The sequence below is a fragment of the Pseudomonas sp. P7779 genome, from assembly GCF_013386315.1.
GTDB lineage: Bacteria > Pseudomonadota > Gammaproteobacteria > Pseudomonadales > Pseudomonadaceae > Aquipseudomonas.
On sequence record NZ_JACARZ010000005.1, the window covers coordinates 78,386 to 100,964 of the forward strand.

Annotated in this window: 23 protein-coding genes; 10 read left to right on the forward strand and 13 right to left on the reverse strand. The window is 61.7% G+C overall.

The features are described 5' to 3' along the window. Positions 1 to 24: 24 nt before the first annotated feature. Positions 25 to 1,539, reverse strand: coding sequence for a threonine ammonia-lyase, biosynthetic (ilvA, locus tag HX869_RS01975; protein ID WP_003213834.1), 1,515 nt, complete (start codon positions 1,537 to 1,539; stop codon positions 25 to 27). 136 nt (positions 1,540 to 1,675) lie between these two features. On the opposite strand from ilvA, the gene rpiA reads away from it, so the two are divergent. Continuing rightward, positions 1,676 to 2,347, forward strand: a complete 672-nt coding sequence (gene rpiA / locus HX869_RS01980; protein WP_003213836.1) for a ribose-5-phosphate isomerase RpiA — start codon at positions 1,676 to 1,678, stop codon at positions 2,345 to 2,347. A gap of 118 nt (positions 2,348 to 2,465) precedes the next feature. Here the strand turns inward: rpiA and HX869_RS01985 are convergent, their stop codons facing one another. From HX869_RS01985 to HX869_RS02000, 4 genes are all read right to left on the reverse strand, one after another. Then, on the reverse strand, positions 2,466 to 3,380 hold the full coding sequence (locus tag HX869_RS01985; RefSeq protein ID WP_003213837.1) for an SdiA-regulated domain-containing protein: 915 nt from the start codon (positions 3,378 to 3,380) through the stop codon (positions 2,466 to 2,468). Positions 3,381 to 3,497: 117 nt separating this feature from the next. Next, entirely contained in the window at positions 3,498 to 4,427 is a 930-nt protein-coding gene (locus HX869_RS01990; protein ID WP_178902688.1) for an SdiA-regulated domain-containing protein, read from the reverse strand. Between the two features lie 246 nt (positions 4,428 to 4,673). Further along, positions 4,674 to 5,339, reverse strand: a complete 666-nt coding sequence (locus HX869_RS01995; protein ID WP_003213842.1) for a fumarylacetoacetate hydrolase family protein — start codon at positions 5,337 to 5,339, stop codon at positions 4,674 to 4,676. A gap of 22 nt (positions 5,340 to 5,361) precedes the next feature. Beyond that, complete coding sequence (locus HX869_RS02000; RefSeq protein WP_178902689.1) at positions 5,362 to 6,756, reverse strand: FAD-binding oxidoreductase; 1,395 nt, start codon at positions 6,754 to 6,756, stop codon at positions 5,362 to 5,364. A 204-nt stretch (positions 6,757 to 6,960) separates the two neighbouring features. Between HX869_RS02000 and serA the strand changes: the two genes are divergently transcribed. Continuing rightward, positions 6,961 to 8,190: a phosphoglycerate dehydrogenase gene (gene serA / locus HX869_RS02005; RefSeq protein WP_003213846.1), complete on the forward strand. Its 1,230-nt coding sequence runs from the start codon at positions 6,961 to 6,963 to the stop codon at positions 8,188 to 8,190. A 61-nt stretch (positions 8,191 to 8,251) separates the two neighbouring features. On the opposite strand, the gene HX869_RS02010 is transcribed toward serA, so the two are convergent. Then, positions 8,252 to 8,692, reverse strand: a complete 441-nt coding sequence (locus HX869_RS02010) for a DUF4399 domain-containing protein (RefSeq protein ID WP_003213848.1) — start codon at positions 8,690 to 8,692, stop codon at positions 8,252 to 8,254. A gap of 134 nt (positions 8,693 to 8,826) precedes the next feature. Between HX869_RS02010 and HX869_RS02015 the strand changes: the two genes are divergently transcribed. Next, entirely contained in the window at positions 8,827 to 9,606 is a 780-nt protein-coding gene (locus HX869_RS02015) for a transporter substrate-binding domain-containing protein (protein ID WP_177022348.1), read from the forward strand. 110 nt (positions 9,607 to 9,716) lie between these two features. Here the strand turns inward: HX869_RS02015 and HX869_RS02020 are convergent, their stop codons facing one another. Both HX869_RS02020 and HX869_RS02025 read right to left on the reverse strand, forming a co-directional pair. After that, on the reverse strand, positions 9,717 to 10,211 hold the full coding sequence (locus HX869_RS02020) for a DUF523 domain-containing protein (RefSeq protein ID WP_043226180.1): 495 nt from the start codon (positions 10,209 to 10,211) through the stop codon (positions 9,717 to 9,719). A gap of 2 nt (positions 10,212 to 10,213) precedes the next feature. After that, a complete protein-coding gene (locus HX869_RS02025) occupies positions 10,214 to 10,846 on the reverse strand; it encodes a 2OG-Fe(II) oxygenase (RefSeq protein WP_003213854.1) in 633 nt (210 codons plus the stop codon). A gap of 131 nt (positions 10,847 to 10,977) precedes the next feature. Here HX869_RS02025 and HX869_RS02030 point away from each other — a divergent pair, with 131 nt between their 5' ends. Then, on the forward strand, positions 10,978 to 11,730 hold the full coding sequence (locus HX869_RS02030) for a DUF2059 domain-containing protein (RefSeq protein ID WP_008438922.1): 753 nt from the start codon (positions 10,978 to 10,980) through the stop codon (positions 11,728 to 11,730). 104 nt (positions 11,731 to 11,834) lie between these two features. Here HX869_RS02030 and HX869_RS02035 read toward each other — a convergent pair whose 3' ends face one another. Next, positions 11,835 to 12,776 (reverse strand): alpha/beta hydrolase, encoded by a 942-nt coding sequence (locus HX869_RS02035; protein ID WP_178902690.1) that lies wholly within the window; start codon positions 12,774 to 12,776, stop codon positions 11,835 to 11,837. A 111-nt stretch (positions 12,777 to 12,887) separates the two neighbouring features. Here HX869_RS02035 and HX869_RS02040 point away from each other — a divergent pair, with 111 nt between their 5' ends. The 4 genes from HX869_RS02040 to HX869_RS02055 all read left to right on the forward strand — a co-directional run bounded on the left by HX869_RS02040 (position 12,888) and on the right by HX869_RS02055 (position 15,572). Beyond that, complete coding sequence (locus HX869_RS02040; protein WP_003213861.1) at positions 12,888 to 13,472, forward strand: DUF6436 domain-containing protein; 585 nt, start codon at positions 12,888 to 12,890, stop codon at positions 13,470 to 13,472. A 107-nt stretch (positions 13,473 to 13,579) separates the two neighbouring features. Further along, positions 13,580 to 13,936, forward strand: a complete 357-nt coding sequence (locus HX869_RS02045; protein WP_003213864.1) for an EamA family transporter — start codon at positions 13,580 to 13,582, stop codon at positions 13,934 to 13,936. Further along, the gene (locus tag HX869_RS02050) at positions 13,936 to 14,349 is read left to right on the forward strand and encodes a multidrug efflux SMR transporter (protein ID WP_008438917.1); all 414 of its coding nucleotides are present in this window, start codon (positions 13,936 to 13,938) and stop codon (positions 14,347 to 14,349) included. The genes HX869_RS02045 and HX869_RS02050 overlap by 1 nt, the downstream gene beginning before the upstream one ends. After that, positions 14,346 to 15,572 carry a DegT/DnrJ/EryC1/StrS family aminotransferase gene (locus HX869_RS02055; RefSeq protein WP_008438915.1) on the forward strand — a complete coding sequence of 409 codons (1,227 nt, stop codon included), beginning with the start codon at positions 14,346 to 14,348 and terminating at the stop codon, positions 15,570 to 15,572. Before HX869_RS02050 ends, HX869_RS02055 begins: the two co-directional genes overlap by 4 nt. Here the strand turns inward: HX869_RS02055 and HX869_RS02060 are convergent. Together HX869_RS02060 and HX869_RS02065 are read right to left on the reverse strand one after the other, a co-directional pair. Next, positions 15,569 to 16,444: a hypothetical protein gene (locus tag HX869_RS02060; RefSeq protein WP_178902691.1), complete on the reverse strand. Its 876-nt coding sequence runs from the start codon at positions 16,442 to 16,444 to the stop codon at positions 15,569 to 15,571. The genes HX869_RS02055 and HX869_RS02060 overlap by 4 nt on opposite strands. After that, positions 16,441 to 17,526: a GNAT family N-acetyltransferase gene (locus HX869_RS02065; RefSeq protein ID WP_177123471.1), complete on the reverse strand. Its 1,086-nt coding sequence runs from the start codon at positions 17,524 to 17,526 to the stop codon at positions 16,441 to 16,443. Before HX869_RS02065 ends, HX869_RS02060 begins: the two co-directional genes overlap by 4 nt. Before the next feature lie 239 nt (positions 17,527 to 17,765). Between HX869_RS02065 and HX869_RS02070 the strand changes: the two genes are divergently transcribed. Next, positions 17,766 to 20,129: a penicillin acylase family protein gene (locus HX869_RS02070; protein ID WP_178902692.1), complete on the forward strand. Its 2,364-nt coding sequence runs from the start codon at positions 17,766 to 17,768 to the stop codon at positions 20,127 to 20,129. Between the two features lie 131 nt (positions 20,130 to 20,260). On the opposite strand, the gene HX869_RS02075 is transcribed toward HX869_RS02070, so the two are convergent. Next, positions 20,261 to 21,163 (reverse strand): AraC family transcriptional regulator, encoded by a 903-nt coding sequence (locus HX869_RS02075; protein WP_177041141.1) that lies wholly within the window; start codon positions 21,161 to 21,163, stop codon positions 20,261 to 20,263. A gap of 99 nt (positions 21,164 to 21,262) precedes the next feature. Between HX869_RS02075 and HX869_RS02080 the strand changes: the two genes are divergently transcribed. Further along, a complete protein-coding gene (locus HX869_RS02080) occupies positions 21,263 to 21,616 on the forward strand; it encodes a carboxymuconolactone decarboxylase family protein (protein WP_016973032.1) in 354 nt (117 codons plus the stop codon). On the opposite strand, the gene HX869_RS02085 is transcribed toward HX869_RS02080, so the two are convergent. Next, complete coding sequence (locus tag HX869_RS02085) at positions 21,594 to 22,559, reverse strand: GlxA family transcriptional regulator (RefSeq protein ID WP_177022353.1); 966 nt, start codon at positions 22,557 to 22,559, stop codon at positions 21,594 to 21,596. The genes HX869_RS02080 and HX869_RS02085 overlap by 23 nt on opposite strands. Positions 22,560 to 22,579: the final 20 nt, after the last annotated feature.

The window sequence follows — 22,579 nt, forward strand, 5'->3', positions numbered from 1 at the left end:
AGGCCGCCCAGTCAGCGTAGTCGCTCAACCGAGGAACAGCTGGTAGGCCGGGTTATCACTTTCATCCCAGTACGGATAGCCAATGGCCTCCAGCGCCGCCGGCACCAGGTGACGCTCGTCCGCCGGTACTTGCAGGCCCGCCACCACGCGCCCATCGGCGGCGCCGTGGTTGCGATAGTGGAACATCGAGATGTTCCAGCGCCCGCCCAATTTGTTAAGGAAGTTGAACAGTGCCCCCGGACGTTCCGGGAATTCGAAGCGGAACACCACCTCGTCGCTGACGTGCGCCGCATGGCCACCGACCATATGGCGGATGTGCAGCTTGGCCAGTTCGTTTTCCGTCAGGTCCAGCACCGGAAAACCCTGGCTGGTGAGGCTGGCGATCAGCGCACTGCGCGGGTCGTTTTCCGGGTGGGTCTGCACGCCGACAAAAATGTGCGCCTCGCGACCAGAGTGGTAGCGGTAGTTGAATTCGGTGATCTGGCGCTTGCCCACGGCCTCGCAGAAGGCCTTGAAGCTGCCCGGCTTCTCGGGGATGGTCACGGCGATGATGGCTTCGCGGCCTTCACCCAGCTCGGCGCGCTCGGCCACATGGCGCAGGCGGTCGAAGTTGACGTTGGCCCCGGAATCGATGGCCACCAGGGTTTGCCCGGTGATGCCACGGGTCTCGACGTACTTCTTGATGCCCGCCACGCCCAGGGCGCCAGCCGGCTCCGTGATGGAGCGGGTGTCGTCGTAGATGTCCTTGATCGCCGCGCAGATTTCATCGGTGCTGACGGTGATCACTTCATCCACGTAGTCCTTGCAGATGTCGAAGGTGTGCTGGCCGATCTGCGCCACCGCCACGCCGTCGGCGAAGATGCCCACGGTCGGCAATACCACGCGCTCGCCCGCCGCCATGGCGGCTTGCAGGCAGTTGGAGTCGTCCGGCTCGACGCCGATGATCTTGATTTCGGGCCGCAGGTATTTCACGTAGGCCGCGATACCGGCAATCAGGCCGCCGCCGCCCACCGGGACGAAAATCGCGTCCAGCGGCCCCGGGTGCTGGCGCAGGATCTCCATCGCCACGGTGCCCTGCCCGGCAATGGTGTGCGGATCATCGTAGGGGTGAATGTAGACGTAGCCTTTTTCGTCGACCAGCTTCAGCGAATACGCCAGGGCTTCCGGGAAAGAATCCCCGTGCAGCACCACTTTGCCGCCACGGGAACGCACGCCTTCGACCTTGATCTCGGGGGTGGTCTTGGGCATCACGATGGTGGCCTTGACCCCCAGCACCTTGGCCGCCAGGGCCAGGCCCTGGGCATGGTTGCCCGCCGAAGCGGTGACTACGCCGCGCGCACGTTCTTCGGCGCTCAGTTGGGTCAGCTTGTTGTAGGCACCGCGAATCTTGAACGAGAACACCGGCTGCAAGTCTTCGCGCTTGAGCCAGACCTTGTTGCCCAGCCGCTCGGAGAGCTGGCGGGCGGTCTGCAGCGGGGTTTCTACGGCAACGTCGTAAACGCGCGAGGTGAGGATCTTTTTGACGTACTGTTCAAGCATCGGAAAGCATCACTGGGCGGGTTGGGCAGGGCCAAGGAGTCTAACCCAGCGTTTGGCCGGGCGACCACACGAAAACCGAGGTTTTGTTGGGTTATACTCGCGCCCCTCTTTACTCCCCGCCCGTTCCGGAGCCCGCATGACCCAGGATCAACTCAAACAGGCAGTGGCCCAGGCCGCCGTCGATTTAATCCTTCCTAAACTCGACGATAAAAGCATCGTCGGTGTCGGCACCGGTTCCACCGCCAATTGCTTTATCGATGCGCTGGCCCTGCACAAGGGCGCGTTCGACGGCGCGGTTGCCAGCTCCGAAGCCACCGCTGCGCGGCTCAAGGGCCACGGTATTCCGGTGTACGAGCTGAACACCGTCAGCGACCTGGAGTTCTACGTCGACGGCGCCGATGAAAGCGACGCACACCTGAACCTGATCAAGGGCGGCGGCGCAGCCCTGACCCGCGAGAAGATCGTTGCGGCCGTGGCCAAGACCTTCATCTGCATCGCCGACGCCAGCAAACTGGTGCCGGTACTCGGCGCGTTCCCGCTGCCGGTGGAAGTGATCCCGATGGCCCGCAGCCACGTGGCCCGCGAGCTGGTGAAACTGGGCGGCGACCCGGTGTACCGCGAAGGTGTGCTGACCGACAACGGCAACATCATCATCGACGTGTTCAACATGCAGATCACCAACCCGGTGGAACTGGAGCGCCAGATCAACGCGATCGTCGGCGTCGTCACCAACGGTTTGTTTGCGGCCCGTCCGGCTGACGTACTGCTGCTGGGCACCGCGGAAGGCGTGAAAACCCTTAAGGCGTAATGCAAAACCCCTGTGGGAGCGGGCTTGCTCGCGAATGCGCAGTGTCAGTCACTGAATATGGCGCCTGATACACCGCATTCGCGAGCAAGCCCGCTCCCACATTTGTTCTGCACATGACTCAAGACTTGGTTTTTTTGAATACATAGAAAAGATTGGGCTCACTGACCATGTACAACGTGCCGTCGTTGTCCATGGCGATCCCCTCGGCCTGAGGCACGCGCTGCTTCAGGCCATGGCGCCCCTTGAGCAGCGACAGGCTGCTCAGGGGGCGACCGTCGATATCCAGTTCCAGCACCAAAAATGACTCATCCGACAGCGCCAGCAGATGACCGCTACGCTCGTCGTATTGCAGGCTCGACAGGTCGCGCACAAACAACCCGGCATCGCGCTTGGGGTTGTTGATCACGTGCACCGAGTAGGTTTTTTCCGGTTTGAAATGCGGAAAGCCGTGGACCTCGTAGATCAGCATCGGGTCGCGCTCCTTGGCCACAAACAGGCGCTTGCCCACCGAGTCATAGGCCAGGCCTTCGAAGCCCTTGTTGCCGCCCAGGTGCACGCCGAGGGTCATTTGTTCGGCGTCGGCGGCATCGAGGAATTGGGTGTCGTCATCCACGTGGACCTTGATCAGCCGCTGCTGGCGTTCGTCGCTGATCACGTAGGTGTTGTCGCTGATGTACTCCACGGCCTCGGCATCGCCAAACCCCACCAGCGCAATGCGCCGCAGGATTTTGCCGTCCAGGGACAGTTCGACCAGCTCAGCGTTCTTGTTGGTCACGGTAAACAGGCTGTTGCGCACCGGATCAAAGGTCAGTGCCGAGACATCATCGTTGAGGCCGTCGATCACCTGCGCCTCCAGGGCCACCCGGTAATCCCCAAGGCCAATGGAGTGCTCCCCGGCGGGATTGCGCCAGGATTGCCAGTTGAACCAGGCACGCTCAAACAGGCGCAATTGCTGGGCAACCACACCGCACGCCACCAGGGCGATCAGGATCAGGATAAAAAAAGCAGGTTTGGGGCGGGCAAGTCGACGCATCGGGCGGGGCTCAGAGTAAAAACTGGCGAATGAATATCACGGTCGCCTGAATTTAAACTTAAACGCCCCGGGTGTCTGGCGGATGCCGCAGATAGAGAGAAATCTGACGTAATCGAACTACTGCGCCTGCTTCTCGAAGCGATAGAACAGGTTCGGCTCGCTGACCATATACAGCGTGCCGTTCTCGTCCATGGTCACACCTTCGGCACGCGGGATGGTGTTCTTCAAGCCATTGAAGCCGCCGAGCAAGGTCATGAAGCTGACCTGCTCGCCCTTTTCGTCCAGTTCCAGCAACAGATGGGAGTCCGCCGACAGCGCCAGCAGGTGGCCGGTACGCGGGTCGACGGTCAGCGCCGACAGGTTGCGCATGTCCAGTTCAGTGCTGGCGAGCTTTTGCTTGGCGCCGGTGAGGGTCTGGCTGCCGTCGCTTTTCCAGGTGAACAGGGCCGGTGGGCGTTCTTCGCCGAGAATCAGCTGTTGGTTGCGCTTGTCCCAGGTCACCGCCTCAAAGGCTTTGTTCTGGTCCTTGGACGGGCCCAGGTCATAGGACGGGAAGTCGGCTTTGTTCAACTGCTGGGTCTGTGGGTCGACCTTGACGATGGTCAGGCTGTGCTGGCGCTCATCGACCACGGCCATCAGGCCGTTTTCCATCATGGTCACGCCTTCCGGGTTGTTCCAGCCGTTGAGCGGCATCTTGCGCAGCACGTCGCCTTGCAGGGTCAGTTCAACCAGGAACGGGTTCTTGCCCATCACCGAGAACAGGGTCTTGGTCAGCGGGTTATAGGCGAGGTCCGAGGCTTCGTCCTTCTCCATGCCGGGCAGCAGCTTGGCGTCGATCACCGCGTGGTAGTCCGGGAGCCAGACGCTTTCCAGGCGCTCGGCCGGGGTTTCGAAACCCTCCGCCAGCCACAACACACCGCGGTCGTCCCAGTGCATCGCCCAGGCCACGCCGTAAATGATCGCGCCGGCGAGGAACAGCCAGGAATACCAGCGCATGGCAAGGCGTGAACGAAACGTGGGTTTTACGGATGGGAGAGGCACGGCCATTACGCTTTCCAGAAAGTCAGCTTTAGGGGATAGCACAGGATCAAAAGGTCCGCGCGCAGGAGGCTGAGGATTATCCGGATGGGGTGTGAAAAAAATGCAAAAACACGATTGGGTGGCAGTACACAGATCAAATGTGGGAGCGGGCTTGCTCGCGAAAGCGGAGTATCAGTCACTGAATCTGTCACTGATACACCGCTTTCGCGAGCAAGCCCGCTCCCACATTTTTGACCGCGTTTCGCCAGGTATTCAGCGAACGCTGCTTTCGAAGCGGCTCACACCCGGCAATTCCAGCACCAGCTCGTCACCCACATTCAGCGGGCCCACGCCTGCCGGCGTACCGGTGAGGATCACATCCCCGGCCTGCAACGAGAAGCAGCCGGCCATGTACTGGATCATCGGGATGATCGGGTTGAGCATGATCGCGCTGTTGCCGTCCTGGCGCACTTCGCCATTGATGGTCAGGCGAATGCCGATATCCGTCACATCCGGGAAGGTGCTGCCGACCACGAACGGTGCAATCACTGCCGCGCCATCAAACGACTTGGCGATTTCCCACGGCAAGCCCTTGGCTTTCAGCTCGGCCTGTTTGTCCCGCAGGGTCAGGTCCAGGGCCGGGGCGAAGCCGGAGATGGCGTCCAGCACTTCCTCGCGGCTCGGTTTGGCCGACAACGGCTTGCCGATCAACACCGCGATTTCCGCTTCGTAATGCACCGAACCGCGCTCGGTAGGGATGGCAAAACCGCCTTCCAGTGCCACCACGCAACTGCCGGGCTTGATAAACAGCAGCGGCTCGGTGGGTACCGGGTTATCCAGTTCCTTGGCGTGTTCGGCGTAGTTACGCCCGATGCACACCACCTTCCCCAGGGGAAAGTGAATATTGGTGCCGTCGACATACTTGTGCTGGTAGCTCATGGACCGACTCCTTCAGGGACTGTTAAACAGCGAAAATCTTGCCCGGGTTCATGATCCCGTTCGGGTCGAACACCGCTTTCACTGCCTTCATGTATTCAATTTCAACCGGCGAACGGCTGTAGGTCAGGTAATCGCGCTTGGTCATGCCCACGCCGTGTTCGGCGGAGATCGAGCCGTTGTACTTCTGCACGGTCTCGAACACCCACTTGTTGACGGTGGCGCACTTGGCGAAGAACTCGTCCTTGCTCAGGTTTTCCGGCTTGAGGATGTTCAGGTGCAGGTTGCCGTCGCCGATGTGGCCGAACCAGACGATTTCGAAGTCCGGGTAGTGCTCGCCGACGATCGCGTCGATTTCCTTGAGGAAGGCCGGTACTTTCGACACAGTCACCGAAATGTCGTTCTTGTACGGCGTCCAGTGAGAGATGGTCTCGGAGATGTACTCGCGCAGCTTCCACAGGTTGTGCAGTTGGGTTTCGCTCTGGCTCATCACGCCGTCCAGCACCCAGCCCTGCTCGACGCAGTGTTCGAACGTGGCCAGGGCATCGTTGGCCACTTCTTCGGTGGTCGCTTCAAATTCCAGCAGCGCGTAGAACGGGCAGTCGGATTCGAACGGCGCCGGCACGTCGCCGCGACCGAGGACTTTGGCCAGGGCCTTGTCGGAAAAGAATTCGAAGGCGGTCAGGTCCAGCTTGCTCTGGAAGGCGTGCAACACCGGCATGATCGAGTCGAAATCGGTGGTGCCGAGCACCATGGCGGTGAGGTTTTTCGGCGCCCGGTCCAGGCGCATGGTCGCTTCGACCACAAACCCCAGGGTGCCTTCAGCGCCGATGAACAGCTGGCGCATGTCGTAGCCGGTGGCGTTCTTGATCAGGTCTTTGTTCAACTCCAGCAGGTCGCCCTTGCCGGTGACGACTTTCATACCGGCCACCCAGTTACGGGTCATGCCGTAGCGAATGACCTTGATCCCGCCGGCATTGGTGCCGATATTGCCGCCAATCTGGCTGGAACCCGACGAGGCGAAATCCACCGGGTAGTACAGGCCTTTTTCTTCGGCGACGTTCTGCAATTGCTTGGTGACCACGCCCGGCTGGCACACGGCGGTGCGGTCGGTGAGGTTAACGTCGATGATCTGGTTCATATAGTCGAACGACACAACCACTTCGCCATTCGCAGCGACGGCAGCGGCCGACAGGCCGGTACGGCCACCGGACGGCACCAGCGCGACCTTGTGCTCATTGGCCCAACGGACGATGGCCTGCACCTGCTCGGTGGTCTTCGGGAAGACGATGGCCACCGGGGCCGGCGCGAAATGCTTGGTCCAGTCCTTGCCATAAGCCTCAAGGGAGTCAGCATCGGTCAGGACCTTGCCAGGCTCAACCAGGGTCTTCAGCTCATCAATCAGGGCAGGATGGGTCATCGACAGAACTCTCGAACAATTCATGGTCATCCTGAGAACGCTTCACGTCGCAGGAATGGGTGTTTAGCGGGGCACGTATGCTAGCATACCGCCCCCGCAGGATAGTGCCCAAGGGCGTTCTGCGGTGACGGCTTTCCTGCCGTCCGGGTCAGCTTACGTGATCCGATTCCCTGCCATTTTTCTCCGGGATACAGGTTTACGCAGATGAGCAAGACTTCTCTCGATAAGAGCAAGATCAAGTTCCTTCTTCTGGAAGGCGTCCACCCATCGGCCGTCGAAGTCCTGAAGGCCGCCGGGTACACCAGCATTGAGTACATCACCAGTTCTCTGCCGGAAGCCCAGCTCAAGGAAAAGATCGCCGACGCGCACTTTATCGGCATTCGCTCCCGCACTCAGCTGACCGAAGAGATCTTCGATCACGCCAAGAAGTTGGTAGCTGTCGGCTGTTTCTGCATCGGCACCAACCAGGTCGACCTCAACGCAGCGCGCGAGCGCGGCATCGCGGTGTTCAACGCACCGTACTCCAACACCCGCTCCGTTGCTGAGCTGGTATTGGCCGAGGCGATCCTGTTGCTGCGCGGTATTCCCGAGAAGAACGCTTCCTGCCACCGTGGCGGCTGGATCAAGAGCGCAGCCAACTCCTTCGAAATCCGCGGCAAGAAGCTGGGTATCGTCGGTTACGGCTCGATCGGCACGCAGTTGTCGGTACTGGCCGAAGGCCTGGGCATGCAGGTGTTCTTCTACGACACCCTGACCAAGCTGCCATTGGGCAACGCCACCCAGGTGTCGAGCCTGACCGAGCTGCTGGGCATGTCCGACATCGTGACCCTGCACGTACCGGAAACCGCTGAGACCCAGTGGATGATCGGCGAGAAGGAAATCCGCGCCATCAAGAAGGGCGGGATCCTGATCAACGCTGCACGCGGCACCGTGGTCGAGCTGGACGCCCTGGCCGACGCGATCAAGGACAAGCACCTGATCGGCGCCGCCATCGACGTGTTCCCGGTTGAGCCGCGCTCTAACGACGACATCTTCGAAAGCCCGCTGCGTGGCCTGGACAACGTGATCCTGACCCCGCACATCGGCGGTTCCACCGCTGAAGCCCAAGCCAACATCGGCCTGGAAGTGTCGGAGAAACTGGTCAAGTACAGCGACAACGGTACGTCGGTGTCCTCGGTCAACTTCCCGGAAGTGGCTCTGCCGGCGCACCCTGGCAAGCACCGTCTGCTGCACATCCACCAGAACATCCCTGGCGTGATGATGGAGATCAACAAGGTCTTCGCGGAAAACGGCATCAACATTTCCGGTCAGTTCCTGCAGACCAACGAGAAAGTCGGCTACGTGGTTATCGACGTAGACGCCGAGTATTCGGACCTGGCGCAAGAGAAGCTGCAACACATCAACGGCACTATCCGTAGCCGCGTGTTGTTCTAATCGTTAAACGCGCATAAAAAAGGGAGACCCTCGGGTCTCCCTTTTTTTGTCTGAACAAATCTTACTTGACGTTAACCGTGATGACTTTCGAGGCTACAGTCGGGTTGAACTGCATGTGCAGTTTGTCGCCGGCTACCAGTTGCAGCGTGTGCTTGCCTGGGGTGAGGGTCAGCTCGGTTTCGGTCTGTGCCTTGCCGTAGTGGATCACGGTGTCGGTGGCCGGGATCGGCACGCTGGCATCCGGCAACTCTTTCTGGTCGATCAGCAGGTGGTGGTGGCCGGTGCCCGGGTCCTGGCTGGTGGCCGGGGCCAGTTTCAGGCCTTCCATGCCGAATTTCACGGTGAAGGTTTTATCGACGGTGGCGCCATCTTTGGGCGACACGATGAACACTTTGGCACCTTCTGGTGGAGCGCTGCGCGGGATGCCATCAGCAGCGGTCGCCAGCATCGAAGCGCCCAGCAATAGGCTGGCCAGGGTTGCACGGGTCAAAAAGGCTTTCATTCACTTCTCCAGTTTTTCCGGGAAATCTGTAGGGTTATGACAACTTCGCGACAAATTGCTGTCCAAGGCATTCAACACCATAGCAAAGCGAGCCTGAACAACGCTTCGCTCATTCGAATTCTTTAGGAGCGACCATGCGTTTCCTGCCTGGCCTGTTACTTTTACTGCCCCTTGCAAGCCCCTTGGCCCATGCCGAACTGATCGACGATGTATTTGACCGCGGGGAACTGCGCATCGCAATGGAAGCCAACACCCCGCCCTTCAACTTCAAGGAAGGCGACAAACTCACCGGTTTTGAAGTGGAGCTGGGTGAGTTGCTGGCCAAGGAAATGGACGTACGCCCCTCCTTTATCACCGTCGATGCCGCCGAGTTGCTGCCCGGCGTGGAAAGCGCCAAGTACGACGTGGCCATCAACCATATCGCTATGACTCCTGAACTGGCGGATCGTTTCGACTTCAGCGAGCCCTACAGCTACTCCAGCGCACAGCTGATCGTGCGCAAGCAGGAACAGCGCCCGTTGGGCAGCTTTGCGGCGCTCAAGGGCAAGGCGTTGGGCGTGGCCCAGGGCAGCCAGTTTGTGGAGCAGGCGCGCACCGCCGAGGGCGTTGATTTGCGCAGCTATGCCGATGCCAGGCAGCCGCTCAAGGACGTTGCCGATCAACAGATCGATGCCGCCATCAGTGATCGGCTGCTGATTCCCTACGCGATTCGCGACAGCCAGCTGCCGGTGAAGGAAGGCGCAGACGTCGGCCCGACGCTGAGCCTGGCGATTCCGTTCCAGAAGGGTAACCCGGCGTTCAAGGCCAGCCTGGACAAGGCCCTGCAACGAGTGAAGGCCGATGGCCGGCTGGCGGCGTTGTCGGAGAAGTGGTTCGGGATGGATGCGAGCAAGCCGGTGAAAAAGGCCGAATAAACGACTCGGTCAATGTGGGAGCGGGCTTGCTCGCGAATGCGGTGGCTCGGCTTGAGCATCGGGTGACTGACACTGCGCTTTCGCGAGCAAGCCCGCGCCCACATGTTGATCTATGTCGGGCTTGAGCATTTTGCCAGGGCCACTGCCGCTTCGGGCAATTCCAGCTCACTGAACACCAGCACCCCATGGCGCTTGAGCAAGGCCGCCGTCACGCCTTCGCCCGTGACCTTCACGCCGGTGAAGGTACCGTCATAGGTCAGCAGATTGCCGCACGACGGGCTGTTGGCCTTGAGTACGGCGACGCGGATATTGTGACGCTGTACCAGCGCCAATGCCTGGCGGGCGCCATCGAGGAAGGCTTCGCTGAAGTCTTCCCCCTGGGCCGTCAGCACCTGGGCGCGGCCTTCCCACACGTCAATCCCCTGCCCGCCCGGGATTTCGGCAGACGGCCGTGGCGTCGGCAAGCCACCCGCCACTTCCGGGCACACGGCAACCACCCGGCCTTCGGCCTGCCACGCGGCCAATTGATCGAAAGGCCCGCTGGCCCCTCCGTCGTAGCGTACCCGGTGCCCCAGCAGGCAGCGGCTGACCAGAATCTTTTGCATCATCAAAACGGCTCGTTGCCCCGCCGGCGAAACCAGCCGGTGAGGGACAGGCGTTCGCGGGTGGCGGGCATGACTTCATGGGGGATTTCCCCCGACAGGAATACCACCAGGCAACCGCCGGTGGGCACCACATCGTATTCGACGTCGCCCTTGAGGTACATGCGCAACTGGCCGCCATGTTCCGGCAGCCAGGCGTTGTTCAAGTAGATCACCGCCGACACCATGCGCCGGTCGTCATCGCGAAAACGGTCCACATGCTTGAGGTAAAACGCCCCCGGCGGGTACATCGCGAAGTGGCTTTCGAAGTCTTCCAGGCCCAGGAACAGGCCACGGTTCATCGCCACCCGCAGGCTGTCCATCAGCTCCAGGTAGTTATCGCAGGCCACCACCTCGCCCGGCTCCAGCCACTGGATATGGTCACCCCGGATGCCCTCGCGAATCTCCTGGGAAGGCCCCCGTCCGACCGCCGCGGGCGCCAATTCACCTTCGGCGGCGCGTTTTTGGCACTCAGCCGCCAGTTCGAGGGTCAGAGCCTCGGGCAGGAAGATATTCTGCTGCGACCAGCCTTGTGCGGCCAGGTCATCGACAATGCGTAACAGCAGCGGGTGATCGGAGGGTATGGGCATGGCGCGCATAGTATCCATACGCCTGTGAATCCGACAGAGCCGCCGAGCGTCTGAATACACTTTAGTCAGGTGACCGATAGGATTTCTCGACAAATCCTACGCCCGACACGGACAATAGTGGCCGACTGACAGGAGTCCATATGCGTCGTTTGTTTTTTTCCTTGCTGATGTTCTGCGTTTTGCCCGCCTGGGCAGACAGCCATGACCAGTTGTACAAGGTCGCCGGCTGGGCAGACCAGCGCGCGCATTTTAATGACGCCCTCAGTGCCGCCCAGCAACGCTACCGCAACAGCCTGCCGCCGGCGGTGTATCAGGCGCTGGTGGACAACAGCAATAAACGCTTCGCGCCCCAGTCGGTAGACCAGCGCGCCGAAGCGCAACTGCGCAAGAATTTGGCGGACCCTAAGCCGGCACTGGCCTTCTTCCAGTCGCCGCTGGGCCGCAAGATTGTCGCCGCCGAGTTGCTGGCCACCCGCCGCGATCAACTGGCGAAGAACGCCCAGGGCTTGCCGCACATGGAAGCCGATGCCACCCGCAGCCTGATCATCGGCCACCTGGCCCAGGCCTTGCCTGCGCGGGAAGCCGGGGCTGAAGTCAGCCTGGCGATTGCCGGCGTGGCGGCCGACAGCTTGAGCCAGATGATCCCCGGGCTGTTGGGCGGAGGCCAGGCGCAGGGCATGTTGAACGGCCAGCGTGAGCGCCTGATGCAGCAGATCGGCAATGATCTGAACAACACGCTGTTGTACGTCTACCGGGATTTGTCCGACCCGGAGCTGGAAGAGTTCGCGACGTTCGCGGAGTCGCCGGAGGGCAAGGCGTACTACAAGGCGGCACTGGCGGCGATTCGCGCCGGGCTGGCGGTCGGCCAAAGCACCTCGAGCCTGGCGCAGTAACCCTGTGGGAGCGGGCTTGCTCGCGAAGACGGTGTGCCAGTCACTGGTTATGCTAACTGATCGACCGCCTTCGCGAGCAAGCCCGCTCCCACATTTGGATTGCGTTATTTCAGGTGGTCGGTGAGAAACCCGAAGTATTGCTGCCGAATCTCCGGAATCTCATTCGCCAAGTGATGCCTGCCGCGCGGCAGCATCAACACCTCCGGTTGGTCGAACTTGCTGCGCAGCACCTTCAGGTTGTGCTGCCAGTCCACCGTCATGTCTTCCTCACCCTGCACGATCAACGGCCGCCGCGTGCTGCGTGGCGCCGCTTCAACACGTTTGATCCAGCGCGCCAGGGCGCCCACCCAGGCAGTCGGCAACTGCCGTGGCTGCAACGGGTCGGCCTCCAGGAACGGCTTGAACTGCGGGTCGTTGGTGTTATCGCTGAAGCGCCGGGCAATGCCTTTGACGAACGGCCGGAGCAGGTAATAACTGAGCTGCGACCAGCCCCAGGCGCGGGGCCGCACCAGCGGTGACAACAGGAACGTCTTGCCCTGGGCCGGGCTGTCGACGCCACGGCTAAGCAGGTGATCCACCACAATCGCGCCGCCGGTGCTTTGCCCGAACAAGTGCCACGGCTGCGGCAACTGCAGCGCCTTGGCCTGTTCAAACAACGCCTGCACCACGTCCTGGTACACCGCAAAGTCATCAATGCTGGCCCGTTCACCGCTGGACAGGCCATGGCCCGGCAAGTCGCAGGCGATCACCACAAAACCCTGGTCCAGCGCCCAGTCCACGGCATGCCGGTACAGGCCCATATGGTCGTAGAAGCCATGGAACAGGAACATCGTCGCCACCGGCACCGGTGGCCACCACACCTGGCAGACCACGTCGAACCCATCCACCGCAAACCGCCCCAGGCGGCTTGTCACGGGCACCTTGCGGGCAGCGAGGTCCAGGCCGTAGAAGCGCTGGTAGACCCGGGCCTCGGCTGAAAGCGGCTGCGCGTCCACCAGTGGGCGCAAGCTTTCGCGTAGATGATCAGGGTCAAACGTAACGGGCATAAGAACTTCCAGACTGTGGCTTCAACGCATTGAACAGATGAATATCGAGCCGCGATATTCATCTGTCAGGGCAAGCATGGCAAGCTACGCGTCCTCCGAGGATTGATCCAAATGCGACAGCCCTACCGCACCACCCTCTTCGCCAGCCTGATCGTGATCATTTGCGCCGGGGTGTTGTGGGCGGCGTATGACTGGTTCCAGGGACGCTACCTGCGGGCATTCAGTGAGCATACGGCGGTGTTTTCCGGTGACAGCCTGAGCCTGCCGGCCGAGCTTGCCGGCCCGGGCCCGATCCGCCTGGTGCACTTCTGGGACCCCGCCTGCCCGTGCAATGTCGGCAACCAGCAGCACCTTGGCGAGTTGATCGAGCAGTACGCCCCCCAGGGCGTGGAGTTCTATTCCCTGCAGAAAGCCGGCAGCCACGGGCAGTTGCCCGCCACCCTGGGCTCGATGAAGGCCCTCAAGGCCGTGCCCGGTGCCCAGCATCTGCCGGCCAGCCCTGCCGTGGGCATCTGGGACCGCAGCGGCAAGCTGGCGTATTTCGGGCCCTACAGTGAAGGGTTGACGTGTAACTCCAGCAACAGCTTTATCGAGCCCATCCTGCAAGCCCTCGAAGGCGGACGCGAGGTCAATGCGACCCACACCCTGGCGGTCGGCTGTTATTGCGAGTGGAACGGGGAAACGTCTCCACCCTGACTCGGCAAGCTGAACAGACGCTGTTCGTTCGACAAACTCGAACAACTGTATCGGCACGCTCCTGTATCGTAAGCAACTAGCCGTACAAGCAGACGACACGGGAACACATGAGCCAATTAACCATCATCCTCTGGATACTCAACGTCATCGTTGATACGTCCGGCCAGTTGGCGTTCAAAGCCGCAGCCTCAGCCAGCGCCGAGCATGACGGCATGGCCCACTGGCGCCATATGCTCAAGCGTCCGTGGATCTGGCTGGGCATCATCTGCTATGTGTTCGAATTCGTGCTGTGGCTGGCCTTCCTGACACTGGTGCCGTTGTCGGTCGGGGTGATGCTGGGCTCCATCAATATTGTCGTGATCATGATTGCCGGGCGTTTCCTGTTCAAGGAAAGCCTGAGCAAATGGCGGTTGATCGGCATCATGCTGATCGCCTGTGGCGTGACCGTCGTGGGGTTCGAGTAATGAAACGGTTTTATATCCTGGGTTTTCTGTCGCTGATCATTTTCGATACCTTGGCGCAGGTCAGTTTCAAGTTCGCCTCGATTCATGCCGAACCGCTGACGATGGACGCCGCCTGGTTGATCCGCGTGTTCGGTGCGCCATGGATCTACGGCGCATTCGTGGGCTACATCGGCGCGTTTTTCACCTGGATGACGCTGTTGAAATACGCCCCGGTGGGCCCGGCGTTTGCGGCCTCCCACCTGGAGCTGATCAGCGTGACGCTGATCTCCGTCTGGCTGTTCAACGACACCCTTACCCTGCCCAAAATCGTCGGTGGCGCGCTGATTATCGCGGGCATACTGTGCCTGGCGCGCAGCGAAGACAAAGAAAGCAAGACCGTCGAGGCCGAACCCTCGCAGACGCTGGCGTCATGACGCCCGTTGTCAGCCAGCGGGAGATTCCGCCAACGGCGGGGCTTCCCCTGCGCTGGCAGGACTTGTTCAACCGCTCGGGCGACCTGGCCCGCGACCTGGCCCGACAGCTCGACATCCCGCTGCCGGCCCTGCCCTGCTCCGGCACCGCCGCGCTGATCATGGCGCTGCGGGTGTTGCAGCAGCGCACGCCTGGGCGCACCGAGCTTATCGTGCCGGCCTATACCTGCCCGCTGGTGGCCCTGGCGGCCCATCACTGCCCGCCTTTGCGCGTGGTGGCGTGCGATCTGCAGCCCGGCAGCATCGACCTGGACGAACACCAGCTGGCGCAGCTGTGCAACCAAAACACCTTGGCGATCGTCGTCACTCACCTGGCCGGGCGTGTGGCGGATGTGGAGGCTGCCAAGCGCATTGCCGAGCCACTCGGCATTGCGGTGATCGAAGACGCCGCCCAAGCCATGGGCGCACTGGATGATGGAAAAAGCGTCGGACTGAAAGGCGACATCGGCTTTTTCAGCATGGCGCTGGGCAAAGGCCTGACGACGGCTGAAGGCGGTGTGTTGTTCAGCCGGGATCCGGCGCTGCATCAGGCGTTGCACCAGCAATGCCGGCAGGACTTGCCCTTCAGCCTGCGCTGGGAAGTGCAACGCAGCGCCGAGCTGTGGGGCTATGCCGCGGCGTATCAGCCCCGCGGGCTGAAGTACGTGTACGGCAAGCCGCTGCGGGCGGCGCTGGCGCGGGGCGATGAAGTGGCGGCGGTGGGCGATGATTTTTCCGTCAACGATATTCCGTTGCACCGGTTGGGCGGCTATCGCCAGAAGGTCGGCGCCGCAGCCCTGGCACGCTTGCCCGAGCATTTGCAGCAAGGCCGCCTGCGGGCCTTGCGTCGCGTGGCGCAGTTGAGCAGCTTGCCCGGCGTGTCGGTGTTGACCGACAGCCCGGGCCAGCAAGGCACCTGGCCGTTCCTGATGGTGGTGATGCCCAGCGCACAAACCCGCGATACCGCGATGGCGCAGCTGTGGACGGCAGGCCTGGGCGTGACCCGCCTGTTCATCCACGTATTGCCGGGCTACCCGGCACTCACCCCGCTGTTACAGCAAGGCGCCGATATCCCCCGCGCGCAAAGCTTCGCCGCCCAGACACTGTCGATCAGCAATAGCCACTGGCTGACGGACGAGCTGTTCGAGCAAGTGCTGGATCATCTGCGGCGGATTCTTAAACGCTAGGCCCAGCTTTGATCGATACGGGTCAACAAGCGCGCATTCAGCTCATTCTGCTGCTGTTGCCAGATCACCACCTGGTTTTCCGGCAGCTCTTCCTGGCCGTCCGACGCACTCAGCCAGCGCTTGAACTTGCTCTGGTAGTGGTAGGCGGACACGTCGCCGGTAATGTCCGCGCCAATAATGCTGCCGTGGCAGGCGTCGATCAGCGCATTCAAATGCTTCTCCAGAAACTCGCCCTGGTCCCAGTTGGTATTCACCACCTGCGGGCTCAGCACGTCTTTGTCGATGGAGAGATACACCGGCAGCGAAGGGTCGAGCTGCGCCAGGAACGCGCCCATCAACTCGTCCGCGCTGGTGAATGCACGATTGCTGCGGCCTGCGCCGATCCAGTTCAACCAGCGGGTATCGACGTTGGTGTTCCAGTAGGTCAGCTTGCGTTTCACCAGCGGCGACCAGTGATTCTCCCAGGCGTGCTTGAGGGAAATGTCCGGCGAGCCAATGCCCAGCACGTGAACGTGTTCGACCTGCGGCAGGCGGCTGGCCCAGTAGACCCAGGACCCACAATGGATGCCAAACGGATAACGCATGTTGTCCGGGTGGTTATCGCAAATGATCAGCTGGATCTTTTGCTGGGTGGGAAGACGGTTCAACAACAGCTGGCTGAGGTGGTGATAATCACCGCTGCCGGTAAACACACAGCCGTAATCGCTGGGCATCTGCGCGTGCAGGGCGCTCTCCAGCTCCTTGAACTGCGCCCAGCGGCAGCCGAAACGGATTTTCTCCTGCCAGGCTTGCAACGGCAGGGTAAGGGCGCCGGGAATGTTATTCACGGCCCCGTCAAAATCGAGGATCAATGCGGGACGGGCCTGGCTCATGCGGTTTGCTCCTGCTGCCACTGGGTATCGCTTTCAAAATGGTGCCGGAAACGGTTCATCACTTTGCGCAGCAGCGGGTTCCTCACCCACACCAGATGGCGGGTAAACGTGAACTTGGCGCCGAGGCTGGATTTGACCTGCGGATCGGTCCACCCCGCGACATAAAACTGCAGGCCCTTTTCCAGGGCGAACTCCAGGTTCACAAACCAGCTGACGAAGTACAGGTTGTGCTCCAGCGCCAGCGGGTAGTTCAGGCCGATGTACTTGTCGAGCAACTTGCCGTCTTGCTGGTAGCACAGGTTATAGCCAACCAGTTCGTCCTCGTCCCAGTAGCAGAACACATGCCCGCCGCTGTCGGCATCGGTGAGCAACTGGATGAAGAATTCGGGCGTGAGCAAGTCGAAGTGGATTTCGCTCTGTGCGTACACCGCCTTGTACAGCCGATACAGTTCCTGCTGCCATTGCTCATCGCTGAAGCGGGCATCGCCGGTGTCCAGTATCTCGATGCGCAGCTCATCACGGCTGCGTAGCTTGCGGCGGATATTGCGGCGACGGCTGTGGGACAACCGCGACAGATACTCATCCGTCGAGCTGAAGTCGATCGGTACATAGGCCAGCGCCTGGCCCTCTACATTGATGAATCCGCGCTGGGTGCAGGCCTCGATCAACGCGTGTGCGTAGCGATTGTCCTCAACGCTGAGCAGCGGAGAATCCAGCGGCACATCCTTGACGATGGTGAGCTTGCGTTGCGGTGCACACTCCTGTTGCAGCCATTGCGCCATGTCCTGTGGCGCTACGTTCAGCGGGAACGGGGAATATTCGCTGACCGTGGTGCCGATAAAACAGGTGTCGATATGCAGCCATGACTGCCACAAACGGTACCCCGGCCAACTGCGCAGGCGGCTACGCAGCTCATCGTCGGCGGTGGTCTGCAGGTCGAACCGGGTAAAAAAGTACGGCAGTCCCTGTGCTGACAGCTGGGCAGTGAAACCCACCGGCGGGTATCGCAAAAAATTGCTGATCAGCGATGGCGTTTCCATGCAGCAGGCATAAGGCACCTGTGCACGGCTGGGATCTGTCATAAATTGCATTCCGAAAGTGATAGCAAAGGCGCGCCCGGATGACGGGGTGAATCATCGCGCCGCTGGTTTCATGTAACAGAGTAAACATAATACTCCGCCTACCCGCGGCCCACTTCAGAACCCCCACTTCATGCAGCTCAGGTTCAGGGAGCACGAACCCGAGAGCATTTTCCGCAGCGCTCGCCAAACCCACTAAACTGCCCGAATCTTCACGGTGACCGACTAATAAGGGACAACCCATGAAACGCATCCTGACCGCGCTGGCCATCCTGCTCGTAGCCCTTATGGTTGGCGCCGGCTGGTACGTGTACAGCAAGCAGCCGACCCGCCAGGGCACGGTGGAGCTGGCCCATCTGCAAGGTTCGGTCACCGTGCGCTACGACGACCGAGGCGTGCCGCATATCCGCGCCGAGAACGAGACCGACCTGTACCGTGCCCTCGGCTACGTACATGCCCAGGACCGGTTGTTCCAGATGGAAATCATGCGGCGCCTGTCCCGTGGCGAGCTGGCCGAGGTGCTGGGACCCAAGTTGCTGGAAACCGACAAACTGTTCCGCAGCCTGCGCATTCGCGAGCGCGCCTTGAGCTACGTCGAACACATGGACCATGAGTCTGCGTCCTGGAAGGCCATGCAAGCCTACCTGGACGGGGTCAACCAGTATCAGGACAGCCACGCCAAACCCATGGAGTTCGACGTACTGGGCATCCCCAAGCGCCCGTTCACCGCCGAAGACACCATCAGTGTCGCCGGCTACCTGGCCTACAGCTTTGCCGCAGCCTTTCGCACCGAACCCTTGCTGACCTACGTACGCGATCAGTTGGGCAACGACTACCTGAAGGTCTTCGACCTCGACTGGCAGCCCAAGGGCGCGCTGAACCTGGCGGCCGGTGACTGGAAAGACCTCGGCGCCATTGCCCAGTTGAGCGAACAGGCCATGGCCGACAACGGCCTGCCGCAGTTCGAAGGCAGCAACGCCTGGGCCATCAGCGGCAGCCGCACCAAGAGCGGCAAGCCGTTGCTGGCGGGTGACCCGCATATCCGTTTCTCGGTGCCGTCGGTGTGGTACGAGGCGCAGCTGTCGGCGCCGGGCTTCGAGCTGTACGGTTATCACAACGCGCTGGTGCCGGTGGCGTTCCTGGGCCACAACAAGGATTTCGGCTGGAGCCTGACCATGTTCCAGAACGATGACCTCGACCTGATCGCCGAGAAGGTCAACCCGGACAACCCCAACCAGGTCTGGTACCACGACAAGTGGGTGGACATGACCAGCAGCGAGCAACAGATCGCGGTCAAGGGCCAGGACCCGGTAACCCTGACCCTGCGCACCTCGCCCCACGGTCCGATCATCAACGACGTGCTCGGCGAGAATGCCGGCAAGACGCCGATTGCCATGTGGTGGGCATTCCTGGATACCGAAAACCCGATCCTCGACGGTTTCTATCAGCTCAACCGTGCCGATACCCTCGCCAAAGCGCGTGCGGCGGCGGCCAAGGTCCAGGCGCCTGGCTTGAACATCGTATGGGCCAATGCCAAGGGCGATATCGGCTGGTGGGCGGCGGCGCAATTGCCGATCCGCCCGGCCGGGGTCAACCCGGGCTTTATCCTCGACGGCAGTACCGCCCAGGCGGACAAGCTCGGTTTCTACCCATTCAGCGCCAACCCCCAGGAAGAAAACCCGGCCCGCGGATATGTGGTGTCCGCCAATGCCCAGCCGGCGTCACCCACCGGCATGCCGATCCCCGGGTATTACAACCTGGCAGACCGTGGCCAGCAGTTGAACGCGCAACTGAGCGACAACAGCGTGAAATGGGACGTGGAAAACAGCCAGGCCTTGCAGCTCGGCACCACCACCGCCTACGGCCCACGGCTGCTGGCACCGCTGCTGCCGGTGCTGCGTGAGGTGGTCAAGGACCCGGCGCAGTTGAAGCTGGTGGAGCAACTGGCAGCCTGGAAAGGCGATTACCCGCTGGACTCCACCAGTGCCACGCTGTTCAACCAGTTCCTGTTCAACCTCACTGACGCGGCGTTCCACCCGAAACTGGGCGATGGGATGTTCAAGACCTTGCTCACCACTCGGGTAGTGGACGCAGCCTTGCCGCGCCTGGCCGCTTCAGCGGATTCGCCGTGGTGGGATGGCCACCGCGCCGAGACCGTCAAGCTTGCCTGGGACAACAGCCTGCAACACCTCAAGGCGACCTTTGGTGAGGATCCATCGCAGTGGCAATGGGGCAAGGCCCACACCCTGACCCACGGCCATCCACTGGGCTCGCAGAAGCCGTTGGACAAGATCGTCAACGTAGGCCCGTTTGCCGCTCCCGGCACCCATGAAGTGCCCAACAACCAATCCGCACAGATCGGCCCGGCGCCGTGGCCGGTGACGTACGGGCCGTCGACCCGGCGCCTGATTGATTTCGCCGATGCCGCACATGGGCTGACCATCAACCCGGTCGGGCAGAGTGGTGTGCCGTTCGACAAGCACTATTCCGATCAGGCGGAAACGTACATCGAAGGCGGGTATGAGCAGGCGCATTTCAATGATGAGGAAGTGACGGCGAATACCCGCAGTACGCTCAAGCTGTTGCCGGCCCGGACACCGCAATAACTGAAGAAACAAAAAACCAATGTGGGAGCGGGCTTGCTCGCGAATGCGGTGGATCAGTCAATACATCTGGTGACTGACACTCCGCATTCGCGAGCAAGCCCGCTCCCACATTTTGATCTGCGTTGTTGCTTCTAGCGGGTACGCAGCCGCCCCGGCGCCTCACCGTAGGTTTCCTTGAATTTCTTGCTGAACGCCGCCTGGGATTGATACCCCGCCTGAGCGGCAATATCCGTCAGGCTCAGCCGCGACTGATGCAGCAGGTTGAACGCCAGCTCCATGCGCAACTGCGTCAGCAACACCCACGGCGACACGCCCGCCACTTTGACAAACCCACGCATGAAGGTCGCCCGGGACATCGACGCGGCGCTGGCCAGGCTGTCGATGGTCCACTCATGCCCGGGATCCGCCAGCATCGCCCGCCAGGCCTTGCCCAGGCGTTTGTCGGTCAACAAGGCAAAGGTGCCCGCCACCGGCGCTTGCTGCGTCAGCCATGCCCGCAGGATCAGGGTGAACAACGCCGACGACAGCGCATCAATGAAAAACCGCGCCCCCAGCCGCTGCCCGTCCGCCTCGCTGCGCAGCAGTGCGATCAATGCCGCCAACTGTCCATCGGCCTGCCACTGCCGGCTGGACACCACCAGGTAGTCCGGCAACGCACTGAACAGCAACGACTGGCGGTTGTAGCGAAAACTGCCGCAGAGCATGTCCACGTCCGGCTGCTCACCGCCCAGGCGATGGATCGGCAGCAAGCCGCCTTCGATCACGGTCTGCGCCACCGGCTTTACCCGCGCGCCCTGGCTGCGCACCAGGTGCGTCGCGCCACCGGGCATCAACAGGATGTCGCCCTCCTCCAACGTCACCTGCTGCCCGCCGGACAATTCGGCGCGGCAGGTGCCCGCCAGCACAATGTGATACGGCGCCACGCCCAGCGGCTCGGGCTCGTGGTCCATGGCCCAGGCGCCCTGGAACTGGCAACGCAGGTCCAGGCTGCCCCGCAGGTTGGCCAACGCGATGAGGGTGTCGATGGAGTTCATTTGCGAGCATCGGTCAAAAAGGTGAGTGGATCGAACAAAAGCGCCAAACCTGAACCGCGCACACTGGCTTCACACCCAACCCGTTCAGGAGTTAACACGATGTTCAATAACTGGTCCGACTTGCTGCCTACCGTGAAGAAAGCCTTTGGCGCGCTGGGCAAGAGCAACCCGAAGATGGTCAAAGCCTACATGGCGCTGGGGGAAGCAGCCGAGGAAAACAACGTCCTGGATGCCAAGACCCGTGAGCTGATTTCCATCGCCGTGGCCATCACTACCCGCTGTGACGGCTGCATCGGCGTGCATGCCGACGCGGCGATCAAGGCCGGCGCCACCCGCGAAGAAGTGGCCGCGACCCTGGCCACCGCGATCTCGCTGAATGCCGGCGCGGCGTATATCTACTCGCTGCGCGCCCTGGAAGCCTATGACACGCTCAAACCGGCGCCGCAAAGTTAAGCCGGAATTGTTGCGGCGTCACGCCCAGCCGGCGATTGAACACACTGCGCATGTGCTGGGCGTCGCGAAAGCCGCATTGATACGCCACGGTCTTGAGCGGTGCGTGGGTGCTTTCGAGCATCACCCGCGCCGCATCCACCCGCGCCCGCTCGACGAACTCCGCCGGAGTGATCTGCGCCTCCCGGGCAAATACCCGCGAGAAGTTGCGCGCGCTCATGTTGGCGGCTTTGGCCAGGTCGGCGATGGTCAGGTCGCCCGTCAGGTTGGCCAATACATACAGCTGCACCAGCGCCACCGCCGAGGTGGCTTGCGCGTGGGGTGTCAGGAACGGGCTGAACTGCGACTGCCCGCCGGAACGCTGGGTGAACACCACCAGGCGCTTGGCCACGCTGAGGGCGACTTCCGGGCCGTGGTCCTGGGCCAGCAGGTACAGCGACAGGTCGATGCCCGCCGTCACCCCGGCCGAGGTGTAGAGGTTGCCGTCCTGCACATAGAGGCGGTCGGCTTCGACCTGGGCCGATGGGCATAAGGCGGCCAGGTCGGCGGCATCGCCCCAGTGGGTGGTGACGGTGCGCCCGTCCAGCAACCCGGCGCGGGCGAGCATGAAGGCACCGTTGCAGATGGAGCCGAAGCGCCGAGCTCGCGCACTGGCGTCACGCAGCCATTGATTGAACACCGGGCCGAAATCCTCGAAGGGCAACTGCGGCCCGCCGGCCATCAATAGTAAATCGTAGGGCTCGACGGCCTCGCTGAAATGCCGGTGTGCCTGCAACGACAAGCCGTTGGAACAGGCCATGTTGCCGTGCCCCAGGCCAATCACCTCCAGTTGGTAATGCGCCTCGGGCGGCAGAAAACGGTTGGCCTCGCAGAACACATCCAGGGGCCCGGTCACGTCCAGTGACTGGACGCCGGGGAAGATCAGGATGGCGACGGTTTTGCCCATGAGCAGGAACACCTTTTTCT

Excerpts from the sequence above, each read along its gene's own strand:
- ilvA (WP_003213834.1), bottom strand. The coding sequence starts at position 1,539 with ATGCTTGAACAGTACGTCAAAAAGATCCTCACCTCGCGCGTTTACGAC.
- rpiA (WP_003213836.1), top strand. The coding sequence starts at position 1,676 with ATGACCCAGGATCAACTCAAACAGGCAGTGGCCCAGGCCGCCGTCGAT.
- HX869_RS01985 (WP_003213837.1), bottom strand. The coding sequence starts at position 3,380 with ATGCGTCGACTTGCCCGCCCCAAACCTGCTTTTTTTATCCTGATCCTG.
- HX869_RS01990 (WP_178902688.1), bottom strand. The coding sequence starts at position 4,427 with ATGGCCGTGCCTCTCCCATCCGTAAAACCCACGTTTCGTTCACGCCTT.
- HX869_RS01995 (WP_003213842.1), bottom strand. The coding sequence starts at position 5,339 with ATGAGCTACCAGCACAAGTATGTCGACGGCACCAATATTCACTTTCCC.
- HX869_RS02000 (WP_178902689.1), bottom strand. The coding sequence starts at position 6,756 with ATGACCCATCCTGCCCTGATTGATGAGCTGAAGACCCTGGTTGAGCCT.
- serA (WP_003213846.1), top strand. The coding sequence starts at position 6,961 with ATGAGCAAGACTTCTCTCGATAAGAGCAAGATCAAGTTCCTTCTTCTG.
- HX869_RS02010 (WP_003213848.1), bottom strand. The coding sequence starts at position 8,692 with ATGAAAGCCTTTTTGACCCGTGCAACCCTGGCCAGCCTATTGCTGGGC.
- HX869_RS02015 (WP_177022348.1), top strand. The coding sequence starts at position 8,827 with ATGCGTTTCCTGCCTGGCCTGTTACTTTTACTGCCCCTTGCAAGCCCC.
- HX869_RS02020 (WP_043226180.1), bottom strand. The coding sequence starts at position 10,211 with ATGCAAAAGATTCTGGTCAGCCGCTGCCTGCTGGGGCACCGGGTACGC.
- HX869_RS02025 (WP_003213854.1), bottom strand. The coding sequence starts at position 10,846 with ATGCGCGCCATGCCCATACCCTCCGATCACCCGCTGCTGTTACGCATT.
- HX869_RS02030 (WP_008438922.1), top strand. The coding sequence starts at position 10,978 with ATGCGTCGTTTGTTTTTTTCCTTGCTGATGTTCTGCGTTTTGCCCGCC.
- HX869_RS02035 (WP_178902690.1), bottom strand. The coding sequence starts at position 12,776 with ATGCCCGTTACGTTTGACCCTGATCATCTACGCGAAAGCTTGCGCCCA.
- HX869_RS02040 (WP_003213861.1), top strand. The coding sequence starts at position 12,888 with ATGCGACAGCCCTACCGCACCACCCTCTTCGCCAGCCTGATCGTGATC.
- HX869_RS02045 (WP_003213864.1), top strand. The coding sequence starts at position 13,580 with ATGAGCCAATTAACCATCATCCTCTGGATACTCAACGTCATCGTTGAT.
- HX869_RS02050 (WP_008438917.1), top strand. The coding sequence starts at position 13,936 with ATGAAACGGTTTTATATCCTGGGTTTTCTGTCGCTGATCATTTTCGAT.
- HX869_RS02055 (WP_008438915.1), top strand. The coding sequence starts at position 14,346 with ATGACGCCCGTTGTCAGCCAGCGGGAGATTCCGCCAACGGCGGGGCTT.
- HX869_RS02060 (WP_178902691.1), bottom strand. The coding sequence starts at position 16,444 with ATGAGCCAGGCCCGTCCCGCATTGATCCTCGATTTTGACGGGGCCGTG.
- HX869_RS02065 (WP_177123471.1), bottom strand. The coding sequence starts at position 17,526 with ATGACAGATCCCAGCCGTGCACAGGTGCCTTATGCCTGCTGCATGGAA.
- HX869_RS02070 (WP_178902692.1), top strand. The coding sequence starts at position 17,766 with ATGAAACGCATCCTGACCGCGCTGGCCATCCTGCTCGTAGCCCTTATG.
- HX869_RS02075 (WP_177041141.1), bottom strand. The coding sequence starts at position 21,163 with ATGAACTCCATCGACACCCTCATCGCGTTGGCCAACCTGCGGGGCAGC.
- HX869_RS02080 (WP_016973032.1), top strand. The coding sequence starts at position 21,263 with ATGTTCAATAACTGGTCCGACTTGCTGCCTACCGTGAAGAAAGCCTTT.
- HX869_RS02085 (WP_177022353.1), bottom strand. The coding sequence starts at position 22,559 with ATGGGCAAAACCGTCGCCATCCTGATCTTCCCCGGCGTCCAGTCACTG.